This is a genomic window from Achromobacter sp. (assembly GCF_050285585.1).
GTDB lineage: Bacteria > Pseudomonadota > Gammaproteobacteria > Burkholderiales > Burkholderiaceae_B > Achromobacter.
Map to the genome: position 1 here is coordinate 87,867 of NZ_JBLZXF010000005.1, position 22,409 is coordinate 110,275.

At 66.4% G+C, this 22,409-nt stretch carries 20 protein-coding genes; 9 read left to right on the forward strand and 11 right to left on the reverse strand.

From position 1 onward, the window contains the following. Positions 1-37: 37 nt before the first annotated feature. Complete coding sequence (locus ACN6PJ_RS09535; protein ID WP_427995626.1) at positions 38-250, forward strand: DUF1059 domain-containing protein; 213 nt, start codon at positions 38-40, stop codon at positions 248-250. 26 nt (positions 251-276) lie between these two features. On the opposite strand, the gene ACN6PJ_RS09540 is transcribed toward ACN6PJ_RS09535, so the two are convergent. Next, positions 277-2,142, reverse strand: a complete 1,866-nt coding sequence (locus ACN6PJ_RS09540; RefSeq protein WP_427995627.1) for a hypothetical protein — start codon at positions 2,140-2,142, stop codon at positions 277-279. A 69-nt stretch (positions 2,143-2,211) separates the two neighbouring features. Further along, positions 2,212-3,261, reverse strand: coding sequence for an ornithine cyclodeaminase (locus ACN6PJ_RS09545; RefSeq protein ID WP_427995628.1), 1,050 nt, complete (start codon positions 3,259-3,261; stop codon positions 2,212-2,214). Positions 3,262-3,385: 124 nt separating this feature from the next. Here ACN6PJ_RS09545 and ACN6PJ_RS09550 point away from each other — a divergent pair, with 124 nt between their 5' ends. The 3 genes from ACN6PJ_RS09550 (at position 3,386) to ACN6PJ_RS09560 (ending at position 6,560) form a co-directional block, all read left to right on the forward strand. Then, complete coding sequence (locus ACN6PJ_RS09550; RefSeq protein WP_427995629.1) at positions 3,386-3,811, forward strand: Lrp/AsnC family transcriptional regulator; 426 nt, start codon at positions 3,386-3,388, stop codon at positions 3,809-3,811. Positions 3,812-4,077: 266 nt separating this feature from the next. Beyond that, entirely contained in the window at positions 4,078-5,547 is a 1,470-nt protein-coding gene (hydA, locus tag ACN6PJ_RS09555; protein ID WP_427995630.1) for a dihydropyrimidinase, read from the forward strand. 80 nt (positions 5,548-5,627) lie between these two features. Beyond that, positions 5,628-6,560 carry an N-carbamoyl-D-amino-acid hydrolase gene (locus ACN6PJ_RS09560; protein ID WP_427995801.1) on the forward strand — a complete coding sequence of 311 codons (933 nt, stop codon included), beginning with the start codon at positions 5,628-5,630 and terminating at the stop codon, positions 6,558-6,560. Here the strand turns inward: ACN6PJ_RS09560 and ACN6PJ_RS09565 are convergent. Beyond that, positions 6,557-7,513, reverse strand: coding sequence for a LysR family transcriptional regulator (locus ACN6PJ_RS09565; protein WP_427995631.1), 957 nt, complete (start codon positions 7,511-7,513; stop codon positions 6,557-6,559). The two genes, ACN6PJ_RS09560 and ACN6PJ_RS09565, sit on opposite strands and share 4 nt — an antisense overlap. A 77-nt stretch (positions 7,514-7,590) precedes the next feature. Between ACN6PJ_RS09565 and ACN6PJ_RS09570 the strand changes: the two genes are divergently transcribed. Next, a complete protein-coding gene (locus ACN6PJ_RS09570) occupies positions 7,591-8,250 on the forward strand; it encodes an aspartate/glutamate racemase family protein (protein WP_427995632.1) in 660 nt (219 codons plus the stop codon). Positions 8,251-8,278: 28 nt separating this feature from the next. On the opposite strand, the gene ACN6PJ_RS09575 is transcribed toward ACN6PJ_RS09570, so the two are convergent. The 5 genes from ACN6PJ_RS09575 to ACN6PJ_RS09595 form a co-directional block, all read right to left on the reverse strand. Beyond that, positions 8,279-10,039 carry an ABC transporter ATP-binding protein gene (locus ACN6PJ_RS09575; RefSeq protein ID WP_427995633.1) on the reverse strand — a complete coding sequence of 587 codons (1,761 nt, stop codon included), beginning with the start codon at positions 10,037-10,039 and terminating at the stop codon, positions 8,279-8,281. A gap of 12 nt (positions 10,040-10,051) precedes the next feature. Next, a complete protein-coding gene (locus ACN6PJ_RS09580) occupies positions 10,052-11,506 on the reverse strand; it encodes an amidohydrolase family protein (RefSeq protein ID WP_427995634.1) in 1,455 nt (484 codons plus the stop codon). Between the two features lie 69 nt (positions 11,507-11,575). Continuing rightward, the gene (locus ACN6PJ_RS09585) at positions 11,576-13,153 is read right to left on the reverse strand and encodes an ABC transporter substrate-binding protein (protein WP_427995635.1); all 1,578 of its coding nucleotides are present in this window, start codon (positions 13,151-13,153) and stop codon (positions 11,576-11,578) included. 50 nt (positions 13,154-13,203) lie between these two features. Further along, positions 13,204-14,109, reverse strand: coding sequence for an ABC transporter permease (locus ACN6PJ_RS09590; RefSeq protein ID WP_427995636.1), 906 nt, complete (start codon positions 14,107-14,109; stop codon positions 13,204-13,206). Beyond that, a complete protein-coding gene (locus tag ACN6PJ_RS09595) occupies positions 14,106-15,044 on the reverse strand; it encodes an ABC transporter permease (protein ID WP_427995637.1) in 939 nt (312 codons plus the stop codon). Before ACN6PJ_RS09595 ends, ACN6PJ_RS09590 begins: the two co-directional genes overlap by 4 nt. 439 nt (positions 15,045-15,483) lie before the next feature. Between ACN6PJ_RS09595 and ACN6PJ_RS09600 the strand changes: the two genes are divergently transcribed. Next, the gene (locus ACN6PJ_RS09600; protein ID WP_427995638.1) at positions 15,484-16,431 is read left to right on the forward strand and encodes an ornithine cyclodeaminase family protein; all 948 of its coding nucleotides are present in this window, start codon (positions 15,484-15,486) and stop codon (positions 16,429-16,431) included. Between the two features lie 98 nt (positions 16,432-16,529). On the opposite strand, the gene ACN6PJ_RS09605 is transcribed toward ACN6PJ_RS09600, so the two are convergent. Continuing rightward, positions 16,530-17,201, reverse strand: a complete 672-nt coding sequence (locus tag ACN6PJ_RS09605) for a hypothetical protein (RefSeq protein WP_427995639.1) — start codon at positions 17,199-17,201, stop codon at positions 16,530-16,532. Positions 17,202-17,215: 14 nt separating this feature from the next. Then, complete coding sequence (locus ACN6PJ_RS09610) at positions 17,216-18,115, reverse strand: LysR substrate-binding domain-containing protein (protein ID WP_427995640.1); 900 nt, start codon at positions 18,113-18,115, stop codon at positions 17,216-17,218. Between the two features lie 121 nt (positions 18,116-18,236). On the opposite strand from ACN6PJ_RS09610, the gene dkgB reads away from it, so the two are divergent. Then, positions 18,237-19,040 (forward strand): 2,5-didehydrogluconate reductase DkgB, encoded by an 804-nt coding sequence (dkgB, locus tag ACN6PJ_RS09615; protein ID WP_427995641.1) that lies wholly within the window; start codon positions 18,237-18,239, stop codon positions 19,038-19,040. Between the two features lie 31 nt (positions 19,041-19,071). Here the strand turns inward: dkgB and ACN6PJ_RS09620 are convergent, their stop codons facing one another. Beyond that, positions 19,072-19,995, reverse strand: coding sequence for a LysR family transcriptional regulator (locus tag ACN6PJ_RS09620; protein WP_427995642.1), 924 nt, complete (start codon positions 19,993-19,995; stop codon positions 19,072-19,074). A gap of 122 nt (positions 19,996-20,117) precedes the next feature. Between ACN6PJ_RS09620 and ACN6PJ_RS09625 the strand changes: the two genes are divergently transcribed. Then, positions 20,118-21,110 (forward strand): Bug family tripartite tricarboxylate transporter substrate binding protein, encoded by a 993-nt coding sequence (locus ACN6PJ_RS09625; protein WP_427995643.1) that lies wholly within the window; start codon positions 20,118-20,120, stop codon positions 21,108-21,110. After that, entirely contained in the window at positions 21,110-22,318 is a 1,209-nt protein-coding gene (locus ACN6PJ_RS09630) for an amidase (protein ID WP_427995644.1), read from the forward strand. The genes ACN6PJ_RS09625 and ACN6PJ_RS09630 overlap by 1 nt, the downstream gene beginning before the upstream one ends. Positions 22,319-22,409 lie beyond the last annotated feature (91 nt).

Sequence of the window (22,409 nt, forward strand, 5' to 3'; positions counted from 1 at the left end):
CGCAGGCCCAAGCGGGCCTGCGCCCAGGGAGACTTTCATGACACGCAAATACATCGATTGCCGCGAATATCCCAGCGAAATGCATTGCTCGGTGGCGCTGGCCGCGGACTCCGAAGCCGAGTTGCTTGAAGCCGCCGTCCAGCATGCCACCGCCGTGCACAAGCATGCGGATACGCCGGAACTGCGGACGCAGTTGAAGTCCTTGTTCCATGACGGCACGCCGCCGGTTGAAACACCGCCCCGCGCCTGAATGCCCGCTGCAGGCGCGGACGCGGCTTACCAGGCCAGCGCCCGCGCCACCTGCTCGATGCGCGCGTCGCCGTCCGCGGTCAGCGGCGCGCGCAGAATGGCGCGGCTATCGCCGCGGTCCACGATCCAGAACGCCATGCGCGCGGGCGCGGCGCCATCGCGCGCTCCGTCCAGGCGCAGCGCGCGTCCGTCGTCCTGCCCGGACGACACCTCGAATACCCATTTCCTTCCCTGCACCCGCCCCGTCCCGCCTTCACGCTCACGGGGAGCAAAGGCGAAAGCCTGCATGGCCTCCGCCGCCAGGCCCAGCTTGTCGCGCATGAAGGAACGCATGGACGCTTCCAGCGCGTGGTCATCGATGCCCGCCTTTTGCTCCACCGACAGCCCGAGCAGCGCCCCCGTTTGCAGGTCCTGGTATTGAAAGCGCTTTGCGCCGATCGGCTTCAGGCGGAAATCCGCGATACGCAGCGGCAGGACCAGCCCCGTCCGCCCGTTCCGGAGCTCGGCCCGGCCTTCGGGCAGGCTCCACGCCTGGTCCCGGTCGCCGACCCATTCGATGAAGCGCCGATTCAGCGCGATCGCCTCGCCTGCGCGGCCCTGGCGGTACGCGATGTCCGCGGCCCGATCCAGAGCCGTCTCGTACAGGACTTCGTCGTGATAGGCCTTGCCCGCGTAGGCCCAGGCCGCCAGCCCGGCGTCGTACTGGCGCCGGGCCTCGTCCAGCGCGCCGCGCTCGTAGGCAGCGGTGGCCATCACCGTGTGCAGGCGCGCGATCTCCAGCGGAAACGCGGCGTCGGGCAGCGCCGCCTGCGCGAGCTTCGCGGCCGCGGCCCAATCCCGCGCCATGGCCCATTCCGCGTTGATGGCTTCGTATTGCGCAGCCATCGTCCGCTCGCGGAACAGACGCTGCTCCGGGTCCCAGGACACGGCGCCAAGCAGCGCCTGCAGTTGCTTGCCCGCCTCTTCCTCCAACTCCTCGGGGTACGACGCCTGCACGTCGAGACGCCAGTCTCCGCGAGCCGCCACCCACTCGGCCTCGACCACGCCTTCTCCCTTTTTCCCGGAACGCGCCGCGCCCTTGGCCTGCGTCAGATCCTGGAAGGGGAGATCCGGCATCGCCGCCGCCACGTCCGGCGCCGCGGCCTGCTCGCCATACGGCCCGGTCAGGGCGCGCTCCAACTGAGCCAGCCGCCCTGCGCCATCCAGGCCGCGCAGCGCTTCCGAGTAGCCGATACGCAGTTGCACGACGATGCGGCCCCGCGTGTCCAGTCCCCGCGCATAGTCCAGCCGCGCCGCTTTGCCGCGTGCATCGGCCGGCTCGAAGCGCAGCAATGCCCAGCCGTCCCGCACCAGCGGCAGGGACAGGCCAGCCGGCGCGTAGCGGAGACGCTGGCCGGATTCGGTCTTCCACAGCGCGGGATAGGGCCGGGCCAGTTCGACGAGCCGCGCCTGGAGGCGGGCGGCCTCCGCCGTTTCCCCCGCCGCCACGCCGGCCTCTATGGCTCGCGATAGGAGGATGGCCATGCCGTCATCGTCGCCGAGGCGTTCGAAATCCTCGACCTGCGCTTCCGCCACGCGGCGCGCTTCGGCATGAAGGCCCTGTTTCTGCAACAGGTTGAGCAGAAGCACCGCGGCGTCGAAAATCTCGTACCGATTGCGATTGAGGCGCGCCGCATCCAGCGCGGCCCGCGCCGAATCGGTGGCGGCGGCCCACGAAGCCTCGCGGATCTGGCCGCGGGCCGCTTCCATATGGCGCATGAAGGGCGACAGCGGGGCCTGCGCCTCGGCCGCCGAGACCGTGTCCCGCGCGATCGCCGGCGCGGCGCAGGTCGACAGGAGCGCGGCGGCCGCCAAGGCGCGCCCGGCGCGCAGCGGGCGAAAAGCGAACGTCATCTGGCCCCCACCTGTGCAAAGATAAAGGGGGCCAGTATACGTTTCGGCCACGGCCCGACGCGGGGCCGGCTAGCCGCGGGCGAGGGCGGGAGAGGCCGTACGGCCCGCGGGCACGATGCCGAACAGATTTTTCGGATCGGCCATCCGCGGCGCCACCTCGATGCGCGTGCCTATGCCGTGCCGCATGGCGGTGTCGCGCAGCCAGCGCAGCGCCGAAAAATCCTCCAGCGCGAAGCCCACGGAGTCGAAAATGGTCACCTCTTCGGCGCTCCGGCGGCCGGCGTGCTGGCCGGTCAACACCCGCCACAGTTCCGTCACCGCGAAATCGGCAGGCATCTGCTGCAGATCGCCCTCGATGCGTGTCTGAGGCTCGTATTCCACGAACACCGGTCCCGCGCGCAGCACGTCGGCGTGCAGCTCGGTCTTTCCGGGGCAGTCTCCGCCCACGGCGTTGATGTGCATGCCGGGTTCGACCATGTCCGGGGTAAGAATGGTGGCGTAGGCCTTGTCCGCCGTCACCGTGGTGACGATGTCCGCGCCCTTGACGGCATCGGCCGTGCTGCCGAAGCGCACCACGCGCAAGCCGGGCACCGAAGCCAGATTGCTTTCAAGCTTGCGTGTGGCGCCTGCGTCTACGTCATAGACGTGCAGCGTATCGATACCGAGGATGTAGTGGAAGGCAAGCGCCTGGAACTCGCTCTGCGCGCCATTGCCGATCAGGGCCATCCTGCGCGAGCCCGGCCTGGCCAGCGCGCGCGCCGCCAGCGCCGAAGTCACGGCGGTGCGCAGCGCGGTGGTGAGCGTCAGCTCGCTGATCAGCAGCGGCTCTCCCGTCGCAACCCGCGCCAGCGCGCCGAACGCCATTACCGTGGACAGCCCGGCCTGCGGATTGCCGGGATGGCCGTTCACGTACTTGAAGCTGTAGAAATCGCTGTCGGCCGTGGGCATCAATTCGATCACGCCGGTCGCGGAATGGCTGGCCACTCGCGCGCTCTTGTCGAATTCCTGCCATCGAAGAAAATCCGACAGCACGTAGTCCAGCAAGCTGGAAAAGACCCGCTCCGGGCCTTGCAGGGCCACGATCTTCGCAACATCGGAAGTGGAAAGCAGCGTCGTCATTTGGTTCTCCCCGAGTTATGGAACAGAAATTCTGGGGGATGGCCAAACCAATTCCTAGTGACAACAATCCACACAAAACGCTAAGATCCTGCCATTCTGATAGCGAAAATTAGCGCTTTTCACAATGGACACGCTCGATCAGAACCTGCTCGGCCTATTGCGCGCCGATGCCCGCACCTCCGTCGCCACGCTGGCGAAAAAACTGGACGTCTCGCGCGGCACCATCGACAACCGCATCCAGAAGCTGGAAGAGCGGGGCATCATCCTGGGCTATACCGTGCGGCTGCGCCCCGAAGTGGAGACCGAGGACATCGTCGCGTGGATGAGCATCGCCGTTGAAGGCCACGAAACCCGCAAGATCGTAAACCTGCTGATGGGCGAGCCCAGCGTGGCCGGCCTTCACGACACCAACGGCCGCTGGGACCTGCTGGCCGAACTGCGCGTTCCGACCATCGACCAGCTATCCGAAGTGCTCGATCGCCTGCGCACGCTCAAGGGCATCGCGGCCACCGAGACCAGCATCCATCTCAAGACCTTCAAAGCGCTCTGAGGCGTCGTGGCGCGGGGAAACCCGATATAAAACTTTGCATAGCCCCCATGCTCCAGCGTTATGCGTGGAGCATGGCAAGCCCGCCACGCCTTTTCAAATAGTCCATCGAATCAGTGCCTTAGCGGAAAGTCCTGCGGCGCGTGCGCGCTGCGGCGTGGAGCCGCGTCCCGGTTTCGGATTTCGCCGTACGCATGCATGCTTGCGTCTTCTGCCGGGCGCGCCGCGACGCGCGTCGCGGCGCGTTTCCTCATGCGCTCGAACCTTCCATGACAGACTTCGATCTGACCCTGCACAATGGCCGCATCGTAACGGCCGAAGCCGACTTCATCGGCGACATCGGCATCGCGGACGGCGTCATCACCGCGATATCCGGCAAGCTTCCGCCGGGCAGGCGCGCCATCGACGCCAGCGGCCGGCTGGTGATGCCGGGCGGCATCGACAGCCATTGCCATGTGGAACAGCTGTCCAGCATGGGCGTGCTGTGCGCCGACGATTGGCACAGCGCCTCGATCTCCGCGGCCTACGGCGGCAATACCACCATCGTGCCCTTCGCCGCGCAGCACCGCGGCCAGTCCCTGCGCGAGGTGGCGGAAGCCTATGCAGCCTCCGCCGCCGAAAAATCGGTAATCGATTACAGCTATCACCTGATCATCTCCGACCCCACGGCCGAGACCCTGAACCGTGATCTTCCGGAATTGATCCGCGCCGGCATTACGTCGTTCAAGGTCTTCATGACGTACGACAAGCTGAAGCTGGACGACAAGCAGTTGCTGGACGTGTTCGCCATCGCGGCGCGCGAGGGCGCGTTGCCGATGGTGCATGCGGAGAACAATGACGTCATCAGCTGGATCGCGCGCCACTTGCTGGCGGCCGGCCACACCGCTCCCAAGTACCACGCCGTGAGCCACGACCCCATCGCGGAACACGAAGCCACGCAACGCGCCATCAGCCTGGCCGCCGTGCTCGAAGTGCCGGTGCTGATCGTGCACGTTTCGACGCAGGCGGGCGCGCAGGCGATCCATGCCGCGCAAACCCTGGGCGCGCCCGTGTACGGCGAAACCTGCCCGCATTATCTGCTGCTGACCGCCGAAGACATCGACATTCCCGGCGTCGAAGGCGCCAAGTTCTGCTGCAGCCCGCCGCCTCGCGACCCGGCGTCGCAACAGGCCTTGTGGCAAAGCCTGGACAGCGGCACGCTGGCGCTGCTGTCGTCCGACCACGCGCCGTACCGCTATGACGAATCCGGCAAGCTTCCGGCCGGCGACGCAACGACGTTCAAGCAGATCGCCAACGGCCTGCCGGGCCTGGAGGCGCGCATGCCCCTGTTGTTCTCCGAAGGTGTGCGCACCGGCCGCCTGAGCCTGCAGCAATTCGTCGCGCTGACCTCGACGAACCACGCCCGCATGTACGGCCTGCATCCGAAGAAGGGCACGCTGTCCGTCGGCGCCGATGCCGACATCGCAATCTGGGATCCGGAAAAAACCGTGACCCTGTGCGCCGCGGACCTGCACGACGCTGTCGGCTATACGCCGTACGAAGGCCGCCAGGTCACCGGATGGCCCACGACGGTGATCAGCCGCGGCGAGGTCATCATCGACGACGGCGCATTGCGGGCCGAACGCGGCCGCGGCCGCTTCATCGCCCGGGGCCTGCCGGCCCCGCTGCAGAAGACTCGCGAAATCAGCCCTCGCGCCGCCTTGCTGCGCAAGATTTTCCCGGCCGTGATCGAGTCGTAGACCGGCGCATGGCACTCAATCCACAGCGATAAGAACACCTGGAGATTTACATCGTGAGCAACGCAACTCCCTCCCGCAAAATGGGCCTGGCAGTCGCCCAGATGGGCGCCGTCAATCTTGCCGACACCCGCGCGGCGGTCGTCCGCCGCCTCGTGGAGATGATGCGGGAGGCTGCCGCCCGGCAGGCGGAGTTCGTCGTCTTCCCCGAACTGGCGTTGACGACTTTCTTCCCCCGCTACTGGATGGAAGACGCCGAAGCGGTGGAACGCTATTTCGAAAAAAGCATGCCGAACGCCGACGTGCAGCCGCTGTTCGACACGGCGCGCGAACTCGGCATCGGCTTCTACCTGGGCTATGCCGAGCTGACGCCCGAAGGCCGCCAGTTCAACACGGCCATCCTGGTGGACCGCAGCGCGAAGATCATCGGCAAGTACCGCAAGATCCACCTGCCCGGCCATTCCGACCACAAGGTCGACGCGCCCTTCCAGCATCTCGAAAAGAAGTTCTTTGAAGTGGGCGATCTGGGTTTCGGCGTCTGGGAAACCAATGACGTCAAGATCGGCATGTGCCTGTGCAACGACCGGCGCTGGCCGGAGACGTACCGTGTGATGTCGCTGCAAAGCGCCGAACTGATCGTGCTGGGCTACAACACGCCTTCGCTGAACATCCACTGGAACGAACCCGCCCACCTGCGCACCACGACGCACGAAATCGTGCTGCAGGCCAGCGCCTACCAGAACGCGGTATGGGTCGGCGCCGCCGCCAAGTGCGGCCACGAAGACGGCCACCACATGATCGGCAGCTCGATGATCGTCGCGCCGTCGGGCGAGATCGTGGCGCGCTCCAGCGGCGAGGAGGACGAAGTGATCACCGCAAGCATCGACCTGAGCATGGGTCAGACGTTCCGCGACCATGTCTTCAACTTCGCCAAGCACCGCAGCCCGCATCACTACCGGCTGATTGTCGAGCGGACGGGCGCCGGCGAGCCCCTCCCCGTGCCCGAAATCGGCTAGGTCCGCTTGACGATTGCCTGCGTCATCGCAGGCAGTTCTTTCTTGACGATCTGGGAAAACTGGGCCAGAAACGCCTTGGCGATGGAAGGCGGAGGCTCGATCCGGGAATGAGATACGTGCACCGAAAGCGCAATCGCCGGCTCGATGCGGCGCACCACAAGACCGTGCATCAGGGCGTCCGTCAGTCCATAGGAGTCCACCAGGGCCACGCCGACGCCTTGCCGCACGAACGAGCACGCCGTCTGGGACGAACGCACCTCGATCGCCGGAGCGAACTCCTGCCCCAGCGGATCCAGGTAATCGAACAGCGTCTCGCCCAGCGGCGTATCGCGGCCATAGCCCACCAACATCTCGCCCGCCAGCATTGCAGGCTCGATCACGCTTTCCCGCGCCAGCCGATGGCCCACGGGCAGCACGCAGACGATCTCGCCTTGCGTCAATTCGCTGGTGATCAGATTGGGATGCTCGGGCTTGAAGGTGGAGATCGCGATATCCGCGTGGCCCAGCAGCAACTGCGGCAGCAGCGCATCCATGCCCAAAGGCCGGTAGCGGATGCGCACGCCGGGATTGCGGGCGCAGAATTTCGCGGTCGCCGCCGGAATCAGCCACTCCCCGAAACTTGGGCTGGACACCACGCTCACCAGGCCGCCGCCGTGTCCCGCCAGGCCGGCGGCCATGTCGTTCAGACGATGGACCCCGGCCTGGATGGACTCCACTTCCTGGAAAAGCTTGCGCGCCTCCTTGGTGGGATGCAGGCGACCCTTGAACCGCTCGAACAGCGCGTAACCCAGGCGCAGCTCTATCGACGCCAGCACCCGGCTGATAGCGGGCTGCGTCACATGCAGCAGCCGGCCAGCCGCGCTGAGCGAGCCCGTGATCATGATGGCGTGGAATACCTCGATCTGCCGCAGGTTCAGCGGTCCAGACCGGACCTTTCCGGGTAATTCCGACATGCTGCTTTCTTCCCTATTGATCTGGGCAGGGCGCCCACGGCGCCGGCCCGCCTCTTTTGCAGGAATTCTACTCAATCATGTCCGCCTCCCGCATAACCCTTGTCAACCCGAACTCCCTGGCCAAGGTCACCGAGGCCATCAGTCGCGCGGTAGAACCTTTCCGCCGTTTGCCGCTTGAATTCCGCTGCCTGACCTCGACCGGCGGGCCCGCCGGCATCCAGACCCAGGCTGAAGCCGACGCCAGCATCGCGCCCATGGTGCCATTGTTCCGGCAGGAAGCCCCGGCAACCGATGCCTTCATCGTGGCGTGCTTCAGCGACCCGGGACTGCACGGATTGCGCGACCTGGTGAGCGTGCCCGTGCTGGGCATCGGCGAATGCTCGGTACTCACTGCAATGAGCATGGCCACGCGGATTGGCGTGATCGCCATCGCCAGCGCCTCGATCCCGCGCCATCTTCGCTACTTCCGGGCAATGGGCGTGGCCGAACGCATTTGCGGCGAACTGGCGCTGGACATGAAAGTGAGCGAGCTGGCCGATGCCGAACTGGCGTTCCAGCGCATGGCGGCGGTGGCGGCGACTTTACGCGACGCGCACGGCGCCGACGTGCTGATCATGGGATGCGCCGGCATGGCGGATCTGCGCGACCGGCTGCAGGAGGCTTGCGGGTTGCCGGTGGTGGAGCCCACGCAGGCCGCCGTGGCGATGGCGGCGGGAAGGATCTTCGGCCGCGTTTGAACACGGCGGCCTTTCCCTCGCCGAGGCGTCAGGCCGCCTGCTGCACGTAGTGGCCGGCGGCAACCTGCACCAACCGCGCCACCTGCGGATTGTCGCCCACCTTGCGGATGGGGCTGGGGATCTCGCGCGCGGCTCTTGCGGCCCGCTGGTGACGGCGCGCCGGATCGGGAACGGGAACCGCCGACAGCAGCCGTTGCGTATACGCGTGGCGCGGCCGATGCAGCACCTCCTGCGTAGGCCCGATCTCGACGATCTGGCCCATGTACATGACGGCCACGCGATGGCTGACCTTCTCCACGACCGCCATGTCGTGCGAAATGAAGAGGTACGACAGCCCCATTTCGGCCTGCAACTCCTTCATCAATTCGATCACGCGCGCCTGGACCGACACATCCAGCGCCGACACCGGCTCGTCGGCGACGATGACCTTGGGATTCACGCTCAACGCGCGCGCGATGCACAAGCGCTGGCGCTGTCCGCCGGAAAACTGGTGCGCGTAGCGGTCCAGGAATTCCCGCGGCAGGTTGACGCGCTCCAACAATTGCGCGGCCCGTTCCCGGCGCTGTTCGCGGGTGTAGCCGCCATGCACCTTCAGCGGCTCGCTGACGAGGTCCCAGGCGTGCAAGCGCGGGTTGAGCGAAGCATAGGGATCCTGGAAAATCATCTGGATGTGGCGCCGCATCTCGCGCATCTGATCGGGCGGCATATGCGTGACATCCTGTCCGGCAAGGCGGATCGATCCTTCCGTAGGAGCCACCAGCTTCATCAGCAGGCGCCCCGTGGTCGACTTTCCCGACCCGGACTCGCCCACCAGAGCCAGCGTCTCGCCGGCCCGCAGGTCGAACGATACTCCCTCGACCGCATGCACGTTGGCCACCACCTTGCCGAACACGCCCGCCTTCACGGGGAATCGCTTGGCCAGGCCCGAGACCTGCAACACGGTCGGACGGTCTTGCACGGCGGCTTCATCCGGCGAGCCGTCGCCCAATTTGGGCACCGCGGCGAGCAGGTCGCGCGTGTAGGACTGCCCCGGCGCGCCAAACAATGCGACGGTCGAGTTCTCTTCCACTTTGTCACCGTGCCGCATGACCACCACGCGGTCCGCTATCTCAGCCACGACGCCCATGTCGTGCGTTATGAACAGGACAGCCATGCCGACTTCGCGCTGCAGATCGCGGATCAGATCGATGATCTCGGCCTGTACCGTGACGTCCAGCGCCGTCGTCGGTTCATCGGCGATAAGCAACTGCGGCCGGCAGGCCAGGGCCATCGCAATCATCACGCGCTGGCGCATGCCGCCGGACAAATCCCCGGGGTATTGGGTCATGCGGCGCTCGGGCTCCGACATTTTCACCGCCGCCAGCATGGCCTGGGCGCGGGCCCAGGCCTGCTCGCGCGAGATGTCCTGGTGCAGCAGATAGACCTCGGCGAGCTGGTCGCCCACGGTCATCACCGGATTCAGCGACGTCATGGGTTCCTGGAAGATCATGGAGATCTCATTGCCGCGGATACGGCGCAGGTCGGATTCCTTCATTCGGAACAGGTCCACCTCCCGGCCGTCGCGCGGGACGAAACGGGCCGCGCCAGCGGCGATGCGTCCTCCGGCGCGCTCGATCAAACGCAGAATGGACAGTGCCGTGACCGATTTTCCCGAGCCGGATTCGCCCACCAGCGCCACGGTTTCGCCTCGTCCGATGGTGAAATCCAGGGATTTCACGGCGCGGTACGGCCGCGCTCGCGAACCGAACTCCACACTCAGGCCTTCGACCGCCAACAAGGTCTCGCTCATGGAGGTTCTCCGTCAGGCGCGGCTGGGGAAGACGCGCGGCGACATGGCGTCGATGTTGCGGCCGGCATAGTCGCGCTGCGACACGGTCGCGATCGTCTGCGCCTGGGCGCGCTCCACTTGCTGCATGGCGGCTTCCAGGTCGATGGTCAGCAGCCGGCCGTCCTTCACGACCTGTTCGCCGTCCACGTAGACGTCGCGAACGGCGCGGTCGCCCGCCGAGTAGATCAGGCTACGCAGCGGCTCGCGTCCGGGCCGCATGTACGGATGCGATAGGTCGACAAGCGAGAAGTCGGCCTTGCCGCCCACGGCGATACGGCCGATATCGTCGCGGCCCAGCATCCGGGCGCCGTTTACCGTGGCGGCGTTGAACACCTCCTCGGTGGATGCCGCGCGGAAATGGCCCGCTTGCAGGCGGGCGACATAGCAGGCCAGCCGCATTTCGTCGAGCATATTGTGCGGGAAAGTGTCCGTGCCGATACCGACGTTGATGCCCGCGCGCAAATAGCGCCCCAGGAAGCTGAGCGCAATCCCGCGGCGAGCGAACACGGTGGGGCAATGCGCCACATGCGCGCCCGAGCGCTGCAGCAGACCGAAATCGTCCGCATGCGGCCAATACAGCGCGCGATGATCGTTCAGGAAAATGCCGTGCCCGATGATCAGGTCGCCATCCAGCAGCCCCTGGTCGTCCAGCCATTCGATCGGCGTGCGCCCATGGCGGCGCGTCATCTCCGAGAACTCGACCACGCTCTGCGCCGCATGGATCTGCATCGGGATGCCCAGCCGGCGGGCGGCTGCCCGCGCCTGCTTGAGCAGCGCCGGCGAGCAGGTGTCGATCTGCGACGGACACAGCATCGCGCTCAGGCGGCCGCTGGGATGCCTGATGGCGCTATCGACGACGTCCAGCGCGGCCTCGAAGGACTTGACTGCCGCCGCCTCATCCCAGGCGTACTCCACCGAATGGCCGTCGGGCGTGCGCCAGGCGGCGGACCGGAACATGGGGCCGAGCACTCCGCGAATGCCTGTGGCCGCGACCACGTCCGCCCAGCCCGGGCGCGGCAACGACATGTCCACGTACGTGGTCACGCCGCTCAGCAGCATCTCCGCCACCGCGACCTGATTGGCGTACTGCGCGGTCTCGATGCCCATGCGGAACACGGGCATGTATTCGTACAGCGAGCTCTGTCCCAGCTTGTCGCTGCCCAACTCTTCCAGCAGGCCGCGGTTGCCCGGCTCGGAGGACGGATGGGTATGGATGTTCACCAGGCCCGGCATCGCCATCAGGCCGTTGCCCGCCACGACGGCATCGGCCGGCCCCGAGTAGCCGGCGCCGGCATGGATGACCGTGTTGCCGCGCATCACCAGGTCGGCGTTTTCGATATAGACGTGCGATCCCAGTTCCGCGTCCCACGCCACCAGGGTGGCGAGGTTCTTGATATGGGTGATGCGGGCTTGATTGCTATCGCTCACGGGAGACTCTCTGTGCAGCTGAAATTGGAAAAGCGGCGGCCCGGCCTGTGCCCGACCGCCGGGCTCGGTTTACTTGAACTCGATGTCCAGGCCCTTGTAGGCAGCGGCGCCGAAGATGCCGTGCGCGCGCATCGGCTTCATGCGCGGACCGCCCACCAGGTACAGGGAATCGTGGTACAGCGGGATCCACGCGGCGCCGTCGGATATCTTGGTCAGCGCCTTCGACAGGATGGCATCGCCTTCCTTGGCATCCAGCGCCTCGCTGCCTTCGGCCAGCCAGCGGTCAGTCTCCGCATCCTTCCAGTTCATTCGGTTCGGCGTGGGAATGCTGTTGGAAAGGAAGTAGCTGTTGAGCGCCTCTCCCGTGCTCATGTAGCCGAAGCTCATGCTGAATTCGTCGAATTCCTGGGTGGCCAGCTTGCCCCATGCCGAGGTCGAGTCGAATAGTTGCACCCGCAGGTCGACCCCCACTTTCTTCATGTCGCCCTGCACGGCCTCCATGATGTCCTTCCAGTAACCCGTGATGCCATAGTGCAACAGGGACAGCTTCTGGCCGTCCTTGTAGCGATAGCCGTCGGACTGCTTCTTCCAGCCGGCCTCGTCCAGCAGTTTGTTGGCCGCGGCGGGATCGTAACGGTAGGCTTCGTTCTTGCCTGAAGGAGTGCTGGTGGCCAGCATGCCCGTCGCCGGCACGGCCTCGCCAAAAGTAATGGCCTCGGTCAGCGCCTTGCGGTTGATGGCCAGGTTGATGGCGCGGCGCACGTTCACGTCCGTCAACATGGGCTTATCGATCTTGAACCCCAGGAAGAAGGTCCAGTAGAACGGATCCGCCTTGCTGACGAACAGCCGCTTGTCGGCCCTCAGGTCCTTGATGGCCCATTGCGGCAGGTAGCGTGAAAGATCGGCCTGACCGCTCTGCAGCGCGGTCAGGCGGGTGCTCTCTTCCGGCACGATCTTCCAGACGATTCTGTCGACCTTGGGGGTCGGATCCTTGTAAATTGCCGGGCCCCAGTTGTATCCGGCATGCTTGGTCAGCACGACCTCGTTACGCGGAGACCAGCTTTGGAAGCAGTACGGCCCCGTGCCGTCGAAAGCCTTGACGCCGTAGTCCTGGCCCAGTTCCTTGACCTGGTCGATATTGATGACCGAATGCATGTAGTGGGCCATCTGCTGAAGCAGCTCGTTGTAGGGCTTTTTCAACCGGTAGACCACGGTGGCATCGTCGGGCGCCGTGATGCTGTCCACCGGCCCCGCGCGCCAGCGTTCCAGCCCCTTGGTTTCAGGGTTCAACCAGCGCTCGTAGCTGGCAACCACATCCTTGGCCGTCATCTTCCTGCCGCTGCAGAACGTAACGTTGTCGCGCAGGCTGAACGTGTAGGTGAGGCCGTCCGGCGAAACGGTCCAGCTCTTGGCCAGCGCGGGGACGGGCGTCTTCATGTCGTAGTCGAGACCCACCATGGTGTCGGCCGCCATGAACAGCACTTCGGCCGCGCCACGCGCAGTGGTGCGGTGGGGGTCGTACTTGTCGGTGTCCAGCTCCCGCAGGATCAGGACGGTCTTGTCGGACTGCGCGAGCGCGGGCGCCGGCGCGGCCAGCAGGCAGGTCAACGCGAACGGCGCGAGGGCCAGGCCCTTTGTGATCTTCATGATATCGGTTCCCCGGAGTTGGTCTGTTGTGTGGTCAGGCTCGCCGCGGCTCAGAACCGCAGTTTTGGATCCAGCGCGTCGCGCAGGCTGTCGCCCAGCAGGTTGAACGCCAGCACGATGAAGAAGATCGTCATCGTGGGAATCGTCGAGATGTGCGGAAATATCTGCAGGAATTTGCGGCCGTCGGCAGCCATGCTGCCCAGCTCCGCGAACGGCGGCTGCGGGCCGAGCCCCAGGAACGACAGTACGGAGCCCAGAAGAATCGTGTGGCCAAGCTGCAACGTGGCGTAGATCATCAACATCGACGAACAGTTGGGCAGCAGGTAGCGCGTGATGAGATAGAAATTGCCGAAACCCATGGCGTGGCCCGCTTCCATGTATTCCTGCTTCATGACGACCATGGCCGAGCCGCGCGCGATACGCGCCATGCCGGGGATGGCGGACACGCCCAGCGCCAGCACCATGCTCAGGGTGCCGGGCCCCAGCAATGCCGACAGGCTGAGGCCGAAGAGGATGGCGGGAAACGATAGCAGCACGTCCACGACGCGCATGATCACGCCTTCCAGCGGACGATAGTACGCGGCCAGGATGCCCAGAATCGCGCCGATGCCCGATCCGCCGATCACCGCCAGCACGCTCAGCATTAGCGTGGCGCGGATGCCGTAGATGATGCGCGACAGGATGTCCCGGCCTTGCACGTCGGTGCCGAGCAGATAACTTACGCCGTCCGATGAGGTCCAGCCCGGCAGTTTGCGGGCGATGGACATGTTGGTCGAATAGGGATCGTGGGGCGCGAGCCAGGGCGCGAACATCGCGATCAGCACGATGGCGACCACTGCGAACAGCGACAGCAGCAGGATGGGATCCCGGCGCAGGCGCGACGCGACGCGCGACAGCGGCGTGGCCGTGGCCTGGGGCGCCAGGCCGCCGAGGGAAGAAGTGGTTCCTGCGCTCACGATTTGGCCCCCCGCGGATCCAGATAGCCGTAAAGCAGGTCCACGATCAGATTGATGACGATGAAGCCCAGCGCGGTCACCAGGATCGCTCCCTGGGCCAGCGGGAAGTCGCCGGCAAAGATCGCGCCTACGGCCATGCGGCCCACGCCGGGCCAGGAATAGATCTGCTCGGTGACGACGGCGCCTCCCAGCAGATTTCCCACCTGCAGGCCTACGAGCGTCACGATGGGCAAGAGCGCGTTGCGCAGGGCATGGCGCATCACCACGCGGCGCTCGCCGGCCCCCTTGGCGCGCGCCGTGCGCACGTAGTCCCCGCTGAGCGTTTCGATCACGGCGGTCCGTGTAATGCGCGCCACGGGGCCGATCAGTACCGAACCCAGGGTCAACGCGGGCAGCGCAATGGATTCCAGTCCGGCGATCGTCCATATCGGGCCGTTGCGTCCGATATAGGGCAGGATTCCGGCGCCACCGACGTGCTGCACCAGCAGCAGTCCGACCCAGAACACCGGCAGCGATACGCCCACGACGGACAGCGTCATCACGAAACGGTCCATCAGTTTGCCGCGGCGATAGGCGGCCAGCGTGCCCAGCAGGATCGCGAGCGGAATCGACCACACCACGCTTGCCAGCATCAGCTCCGCCGTTGCGCCGATCGTGCTGCCGATTTCGTCGATCACCGGCACGTTGGAGATCATCGACCGGCCCAGGTCCAGGTGCAGCAGGCGCCACATATACAGCGACAGCTGGTAGGCCATCGGCTTATCCAGCCCCAACTCCTGCCGCACCTGCGCCAGCTCCTCGGTCGTTGCCGTGGGACCGGCGATCACCGCCGCGGGATCCGCGGGCGCGACCTGCAATAGCACGAAGCACACGACCACCACACCCAGCAAGACGGGCAGCGAGATCGTGAGGCGGTTGAGAAGTTGCCGGATCATGCGAAGCCCGCCCCGGTCGCGCGGCGCTGTCCGCGGGCAGGCCAGGCCGGCGAGGGCCATCCTGTGGAGGGGAGAACTGAACTCGGCATGAAACAACCTCTTGTCTGTGCGTCCAGGCGCTACGGTGGTCGAAGAATGCCAGCGGGACTGGGCGCCGTGGACCCAGGGAAATCCACTATGAAGCGATTTGGCGGCCGCGCATCGAGATCGACGCAAGCGGTTGAAACAAAAGGATTATTCGGAATTCGAGCGGCACTCGATATGCGCACCCGATAACGGGGCGTTATGACGCCTGCGCAAAGATTGATAGACCGTGCCCGCCCCCTCCGGCCCCCTCCGGAGCGGCGCGCCGGCCGCGCTGCTAGACTGCCCCTGAGGCTTGCTCGCACTATGTGGAGCTGCGCAGGCCCCAGTCCTCAGACCGACCGAACCGGATCCCATGCGCTTCATCGACACAGAACAGACCCGCGACGCGCTGTCTTTCGACGCCGTCATCCCCGCCTTGCGCGACGCCTTCCGCGACGGAGCCACGGTGCCGCCGCGCCATGTCCACGCCATCCAGTCGGGCAATGCCCATGGCACGTCGCTGATCATGCCGGCCTGGAGCGACCGCGGCTATTTCGGCGTGAAGATCATCAACATCTTTCCCGAAAACACGCATCGGGGCCTGCCTGGCCTGCATGCCACGTACAACCTGTACAGCGCCACCACCGGCGTGCCGATCGCCCAGGTGGATGGCGACGTCGTCACGGTCTACCGAACGGCAGGCGCGGCCGCGCTGGGCGCGGACTACCTGGCCCGCGCCGACGCCAGCACCCTGCTGATCGTGGGATCCGGCCGCATCGCCGGCCTGGTCGCCCCGGCCATGCGCGCGGTGCGGCCCATCCGGCGCGTGCTGGTCTGGAACGTCCGGCACGCCGGCGCGCAGAGGCTGGCGGAGCAGTTGCGCGCGCTGGGCTTCGATGCCCAGGCCAGCGAAGACCTGGAAGGCGCAGCGCGCCAGGCCGACATCATCAGCTGCGCCACGCTGTCCACCGTCGCGTTGATCCGGGGAGCCTGGCTGCGTCCGGGAGTGCACCTGGATCTGATCGGCAGCTTCAAGCCCGACATGCGCGAAACCGACGCTGCATGCTTCGACGGCACCAGCGTCTACGTGGACACCGACGAGGCGCCCACCAAGTCCGGTGACCTGCTGGCCGCTTTCGATGCCGGCGTGCTCACGCGGGAAGGCATCAAGGGCAACCTGCACCAGCTTGCCGCGGGCCAACTGCAAGGCCGCCGCAACGACGAGGAAATCACCGTGTTCAAGGCCGTGGGCAGCGCGCTTGAAGACCTGACGCTGGCGACGCTGGTATACGAATCCTCGCAGTCGGCGAACGCGCAGTAGGAAGGGCGCGGCGCGGGAGTTCCAGCGCAAGAACGCAATTGTCGGGCGCGCGTTGGCGGGCGGCGCCCTCGCTTACGCAATCTCGCGCTTCATCCGCTCTACGGATGGCGGTCGTGGTCCAAGGTCACGCCCATCAGCATGCCACCCCCGGCCCCCGCGCCGCCGCCACCGCCACCGCCACCGCCACCGCCGCCGGGTTTCGCTCCGCCGTCGCCCTTGCCGCGCGCCGATGAAGCGGGACGGGCGGGGCCCTGGCGGGGAATGCTCAGCTGCGCGGGCACCGGCTCCAGGTCCAGCACCCGGCGGATGAATTCACGCAGCGACACCACCAACTCGGCGGTATGCACCGGACGGCCCGCCACCAGGTCGGAGGCCGCCTGGGCCGCGAGCCTGACCTGTTCTTCGGTTCCCAGCAGGATGATGTCGGACAGCGCGGCTTCCGTCGCGTCGCGCATGCGGCGCGCGCGGTCCCCGCCGGGCCGCAGCGGCACGGGCTGGCCTTCTTCCGCCGCGCCGGCCTCTTCGCGCCGCAGGTCTCGCAGATGCCGCGGATCCACCGCCAGATTGCCCGTGAACGATCCGCCCAGCGTTTTGTACGCCGCGATCAACGTGCGCAGGCGTTCATTGATCTGCCGGTTCTCGCGGGCGCGGCGCTGCTGGATCGTCTGCATGACCAGCAAGCGGACGCCGACGCCGATCAAGGTGATCAATGCCAGCCCCAGCAACGTCGAGAGCAGGCCTTGCCAGGAACTGAAATCCAGATTTCGCATGCGGCGGCGCTCCGTTACTCGAATCCGCGGGGCCCCAGCGCGCCCGCCATGTAGTCGATGAAGGACTTGATGCGGGACGAGATCGCGGTATTGCGGTAATACACCGCGTTGATCGGCTGCCTGACTTCCAGCGTCTGCTTGGCGAAAAGCTGCCGCAAGGCGCCCGTCTCCCGATCGCCGCGCGTCATGAAATCGGACAGGCACACGATGCCCGCGCCATGCAGCGCCAACTGCCTCAGGGTTTCCCCGCTGAACGATTTCAGGGCAGGCACGATGCGCAGCGGCTGGCCGGAAGCATCCAGCAACGGCCACTCGTTCAGCGCTTCCAGCTGGCTGAACCCGAGCAGTGTGTGGGAAGCCAGGTCCGCCACATTCTTGGGCGTGCCGTGCTTCTCGAGATAGGCGGGGCTGGCCAGCACGCGCACTCTGCTGCTGCCCAGCGGCACTGCGTGCAGCGACGAGTCCTTCAGGCGTCCGATGCGGATCGCCAGGTCCGTGCGCCGTTCGAGAAGGTCGATGTTGCCTTCATTGCTATTGAGTTCCAGCTCCACCTGCGGATACCGCCGGCAATAGCCCGGCACCAGCGGAACCACGACGTGCAGCATGAATGGCGACGCCGCGTCCACCCGCAGCAGTCCGGCCGGCTGATTGCGGCGCAGGCTCATCAGTTCCTCGGCCTCTTCCACCGCGGCCACGATCTTGCGGGCCTGCTCCAGGTAGGCGCGGCCTTCCTCGGTCAGCGCGAGGCGGCGCGTGGTGCGGCGCATCAGTGTGGTCTGCAGCTTTTCCTCCAGCCGGCTCATGGCGCGGCTGGCGGCCGATACGGTCTGCCCCAGCACGTCCGCGGCAGCGGTAATGGAACCGCTGTCCACAACGGCGATAAAGACCTGCATTTCGTCGAGTGTCGTCTTCATAGTTGCATTTATATCAAAAGTCTTTCGCTGATATGGGACTTTTTTTGCAAGGATTGCACGGGCACACTGATCGCATTCCCAGGCATCCCCGCCCGACGGAACGAACCACCAGGAGTTTTACATGAGCATTCCCGCTTTCGGTGTCGGCACCTTCCGCCTGCAAGGCCAGGTTGTCGTCGACTCGGTGCGCAACGCGCTGGACGTGGGCTACCGCGCCATCGACACCGCGCAGATCTATGAAAATGAAGCCGAGGTCGGCCAGGCGATCGCTGAATCCGGCGTATCGCGCGACGACCTGTTTCTCACCACCAAAATCTGGGTTCCCAATTATGGCCGCGGCAAACTCGCGCCCAGCCTGAGGGACAGCCTGGCCAAGCTGCGCACCGACTACGTGGACCTGACCTTGATCCATTGGCCGGCGCCGGGCAACGGCGTGTCGATCGACGAATTCATGACGGCGCTGGCCGACGCCAAGGCGCAGGGCCTGACCCGCCAGATCGGTATTTCCAACTTCCCCATTGCCGAAACCCGCGCGGCCATCGCGGCCGTGGGCAAGGACCAGATCGCGACCAACCAGATCGAACTCAGTCCCTATCTGCAGAACGCCGCGCTTACCGCTTTCCTGAAGGAGCAGGGCATTCCGGTCACGTCGTACATGACGCTGGCCTATGGCAAGGTGCTGAAGGATCCGGTTATCGGCCGGATCGCCCAGAGCCACAACGCCACGCCAGCGCAAGTCGCGCTGGCCTGGGCGCTGCAACTGGGCTACGCCGTGATCCCCTCGTCGACCAAGCGCGAGAACCTGGCCAGCAATCTGCTGGCCAGGCAACTGCGCCTGACGGCCGAGGACATGGCTGAAATCGCCGCGCTGGAACGCAATGGCCGCGAGGTGAACCCGGAAGGCCTGGCCGCCGCCTGGGACTGACCCCGTCTGCAGCCAGGACATGACGGCCGCGCTAGGCGCCGGGGCGGCCGCCGCGCGCGCCGGCTTGCTTGCCGGACATTTCCCGCATGATCGCCACGAACGCGTCGATAGACGGATTGGGATTGTCGGGATGGCGGGCGGCGGCCAGTTCCGCGCGGAACGCGCCCGGCCCGCGAATGCCCACATAGGCCAGGATGTCCATGCGCATCCGCGCCAGCGAGGCGGGCACCACCGCCGCGCCGAAGCCCGCCTCGACCAGGGTCAGGATCGTCGGGATCATGCTTTCCTGCACGATGTTGGCCGGCTTTCCCGCCGCTTCGATCATCTGCCGCAGCACCTGGCTGAAATAGCGCGAGCGGTCCCTGGCATAGCCCACCAGCGGCAGATCCAGCACCTGCGCCATCGTTACCCAGCGCTTGGCCGCCAGCGGATGGTCGCCCCGCAGCGCCAGCACCATCGGCTCGGCATATAGCGGCACCGGCGCCAGGTCCGCATCCGCGAATGGCGGACGCAGCAGCGCCAGGTCCAGCCGCCGCTTGTGCAGGGCTTCAGGCATCTCGCTCGAGTTCATTTCCTGCAGGTCCAGCATGACCCCGGGATGGCGCTGACGGAATGCGAACAGGGCCTGCGGCACGTTCGAGTACGCCGCGCTGGGCGTGAGGCCGATGGTCAGCTGGCCGGCATCGCCGCTCGCTGCCTGCCGCACGTGGCGCACGGTTGCCTCGTGCTCGGCCGCCATCCGGCCGATGCGGCGCTGCAATTCGGCCCCCGCCGAGGTCAGGCGGACGGAGCGGGTGGTTCTTTCCAGCAGTTGCACGCCCAGTTCCTCTTCCAGCTTGCGCACGCTCTGGCTCAAGGGCGGCTGGCTCAAATGCAGGCGCTGCGCGGCCCGGCCGAAATGCAGTTCCTCGGCCACCACCGCAAACACCTGTAGCAATCGGCTATCGATCAGCATTTATTTTTTCCGTGAATCAATAGTCAGAGAATAAGGTATTAGACAACCTAATAGGCTCTTTCCTACTATGCGCTGACAATCAACGCCCAGGGGAGGACTCCCCTGCCTATCAGGGGGATGCAATGCGCACGACTACCGCAACTATCAGACTGCTCGCCAGCGTCTTCGCCGCCGGCCTTTCCCTGGCCTCGGCCAGCGCCGGCGCGCAGACCGCCTATCCAACGCAAGCGATCAAGTTCATCGTGCCCTACGCGGCGGGCGGCAGCTCCGACACGCGCTCGCGCCAGCTGGCGCAGAAGCTGAGCGACTCGCTGGGCGTTCCGGTCGTGGTGGACAACAAGCCGGGCGCCAGCGGCAACATCGGCACCGGCCAGATCGCTACCGCCAAGCCCGACGGCTACACCATCGGCCTGGGCAACTTCGCGCCGCTCGCCGTCAACAAGGCGCTGTACACCATGCCTTTCGACCCGGCGCGCGACCTGGCGCCCGTCGCGCTCATCGAACGGGGCCCCATGGCGCTGGGCGTGAACGACAAATCGCCGTACGCCAGTCCCGCCGCGCTGATCGAAGACGCCAAGCGCAATCCTGAAAAGCTGAACTACGCCTCCACCGGGGCCGGCAGCGCCTCGCACCTGGGCACCGAACTGTTCAAGGAGCAGGCAGGCATGAACGCCACCCACGTGCCGTACCGGGGCGGAGCGCCCGCGGTCAATGACCTGATCGCGGGCAATGTGGACTTCTATATCGAACTGCCCAGCCTCTTCCTGCCGCACGCCACGGGGGCCGCGCCCCGCATCAAGATGCTGGCGGTCGCCTCCGATAAGCGCGTGCCGGGGCTGCCCGGCGTTCCGACGTTCAAGGAGCTGGGCCTGCCGGACATGGTGGTCTCGAACTGGTTCGGGGTCGTCGCGCCCGCCGGCACGCCGCCCGACGTGATCAAGACCTTGAACGAACACATCAACCGCGCGCTGCAGGACAAGCCGTACCGCGACATCGTCGAGTCGCAGGGCGGCGAGGTCGCGGGCGGCACGCCGGAGGAGTTCCGGTCCTTCATCGCCAGCGAAAGCGAGCGCTGGACGCAGCTGATCCGCCAGAAACAGATCAAGGTCCAATAATGCTCGATGCGCGTGAAGCATGGGCCCGCAGCAAGGCCCGGGACGCTGACATCAAGGCCTGGGCCTGGCTGCCCGAAGAACTGGCATGCCCGCCCGCATCCGACTTGCAAGGACCGCTGGCGGGGGCCGGGTTGGGAGTCAAGGACGTCATCGACGTGGCGGGCATGCCCACGCGCTCGGGCTCGCCCGCCACATCGGCCGAGCCGGCCCGCTGGGACGCCGCCTGCGTGACGCAGCTGCGCGCGGCGGGCGCCGTTCCCATAGGCAAGACCGTCACCGCGGAATTCGCCTATGCCTCGCCCGGCCCCACCCGCAATCCCCGCCTTGCCACGCACACGCCGGGCGGTTCCTCCAGCGGCTCGGCGGCGGCGGTCGCGGCGGGCATGGTCGACATCGCCCTCGGCACGCAGACGGGCGGCTCCATGATCCGGCCGGCGGCATTCTGCGGGGTCGTGGGATTCAAGCCCACGTTCGGCCGCGTCCACCGGCAGGGCATGAGCGTGCTGTGCGACTCCCTGGACACCATCGGCTGGTTCAGCCGCACGGTGTCTCAGTCCCAGGCGGTGGCATCGGTGCTGCTGCCCCGGGGCGAACCGCAGCCTGAACCGGCGCGCGCGCCGCGCGTCGCGCTGCTGGGCTGCGAAACGATCGGCCAGCTCGACGCCGCCTCGCGGCAGGCGCTGGACGATTGCGTGGCGCGGCTGCAGGAACAGGGCGCCACCGTCGCCGCGCCCGTCCTGGACGCCGATCTGCAATCCCTGCTGCACATCCACACGCAGACGATGCTCGCCGAGCTTGCGCGCGGCCTGCAGCCGCTCGCGCGCAGCGCGCAGGCCGGCCTGATGTCGCCCGTGCTGCGGGAAGCGGTCAAGCGCGGCCTGGACATCCCGCACGCCGACTACGCGCGGCTGCAGCGCGCGCGCGAACGCCTGTCGCGCGAATGGCGGCTACGCTTCGGCGAGGTCGACTTCATCGTCACTCCCAGCGCCCCCGGCCCTGCGCCCGCAGGCCTGCAGTCCACCGGCTCCTCCGTTTTCAACCGTGTCTGGTCGCTGCTGGGCTGGCCGGCGCTGCACCTGCCCACCGCCGTCACGGACATGGGTTTGCCGGTAGGCGTCCAATGGGTAGCGCTGCCGGACCAGGACCATTCCTTGCTCGGGTGGGCGGCGCGCAACGCTGGCCAGTCAATGCATACCGGTACGAATTAAGGGGGGAATCCTTTCGGATAGTGGCGGCCCGGCCTGGCTCCGCCTATATATCCCTGCAACGGCCGTTGCCCGGCACGGTTGCCGTATCGTC

Excerpts from the sequence above, each read along its gene's own strand:
- ACN6PJ_RS09565 (WP_427995631.1), bottom strand. The coding sequence starts at position 7,513 with ATGTCGGAATTACCCGGAAAGGTCCGGTCTGGACCGCTGAACCTGCGG.
- ACN6PJ_RS09535 (WP_427995626.1), top strand. The coding sequence starts at position 38 with ATGACACGCAAATACATCGATTGCCGCGAATATCCCAGCGAAATGCAT.
- hydA (WP_427995630.1), top strand. The coding sequence starts at position 4,078 with ATGACAGACTTCGATCTGACCCTGCACAATGGCCGCATCGTAACGGCC.
- ACN6PJ_RS09560 (WP_427995801.1), top strand. The coding sequence starts at position 5,628 with ATGGGCCTGGCAGTCGCCCAGATGGGCGCCGTCAATCTTGCCGACACC.
- ACN6PJ_RS09620 (WP_427995642.1), bottom strand. The coding sequence starts at position 19,995 with ATGCTGATCGATAGCCGATTGCTACAGGTGTTTGCGGTGGTGGCCGAG.
- ACN6PJ_RS09610 (WP_427995640.1), bottom strand. The coding sequence starts at position 18,115 with ATGAAGACGACACTCGACGAAATGCAGGTCTTTATCGCCGTTGTGGAC.
- ACN6PJ_RS09570 (WP_427995632.1), top strand. The coding sequence starts at position 7,591 with ATGTCCGCCTCCCGCATAACCCTTGTCAACCCGAACTCCCTGGCCAAG.
- ACN6PJ_RS09625 (WP_427995643.1), top strand. The coding sequence starts at position 20,118 with ATGCGCACGACTACCGCAACTATCAGACTGCTCGCCAGCGTCTTCGCC.
- dkgB (WP_427995641.1), top strand. The coding sequence starts at position 18,237 with ATGAGCATTCCCGCTTTCGGTGTCGGCACCTTCCGCCTGCAAGGCCAG.
- ACN6PJ_RS09550 (WP_427995629.1), top strand. The coding sequence starts at position 3,386 with ATGGACACGCTCGATCAGAACCTGCTCGGCCTATTGCGCGCCGATGCC.
- ACN6PJ_RS09585 (WP_427995635.1), bottom strand. The coding sequence starts at position 13,153 with ATGAAGATCACAAAGGGCCTGGCCCTCGCGCCGTTCGCGTTGACCTGC.
- ACN6PJ_RS09630 (WP_427995644.1), top strand. The coding sequence starts at position 21,110 with ATGCTCGATGCGCGTGAAGCATGGGCCCGCAGCAAGGCCCGGGACGCT.
- ACN6PJ_RS09605 (WP_427995639.1), bottom strand. The coding sequence starts at position 17,201 with ATGCGAAATCTGGATTTCAGTTCCTGGCAAGGCCTGCTCTCGACGTTG.
- ACN6PJ_RS09600 (WP_427995638.1), top strand. The coding sequence starts at position 15,484 with ATGCGCTTCATCGACACAGAACAGACCCGCGACGCGCTGTCTTTCGAC.
- ACN6PJ_RS09540 (WP_427995627.1), bottom strand. The coding sequence starts at position 2,142 with ATGACGTTCGCTTTTCGCCCGCTGCGCGCCGGGCGCGCCTTGGCGGCC.
- ACN6PJ_RS09595 (WP_427995637.1), bottom strand. The coding sequence starts at position 15,044 with ATGATCCGGCAACTTCTCAACCGCCTCACGATCTCGCTGCCCGTCTTG.
- ACN6PJ_RS09575 (WP_427995633.1), bottom strand. The coding sequence starts at position 10,039 with ATGAGCGAGACCTTGTTGGCGGTCGAAGGCCTGAGTGTGGAGTTCGGT.
- ACN6PJ_RS09545 (WP_427995628.1), bottom strand. The coding sequence starts at position 3,261 with ATGACGACGCTGCTTTCCACTTCCGATGTTGCGAAGATCGTGGCCCTG.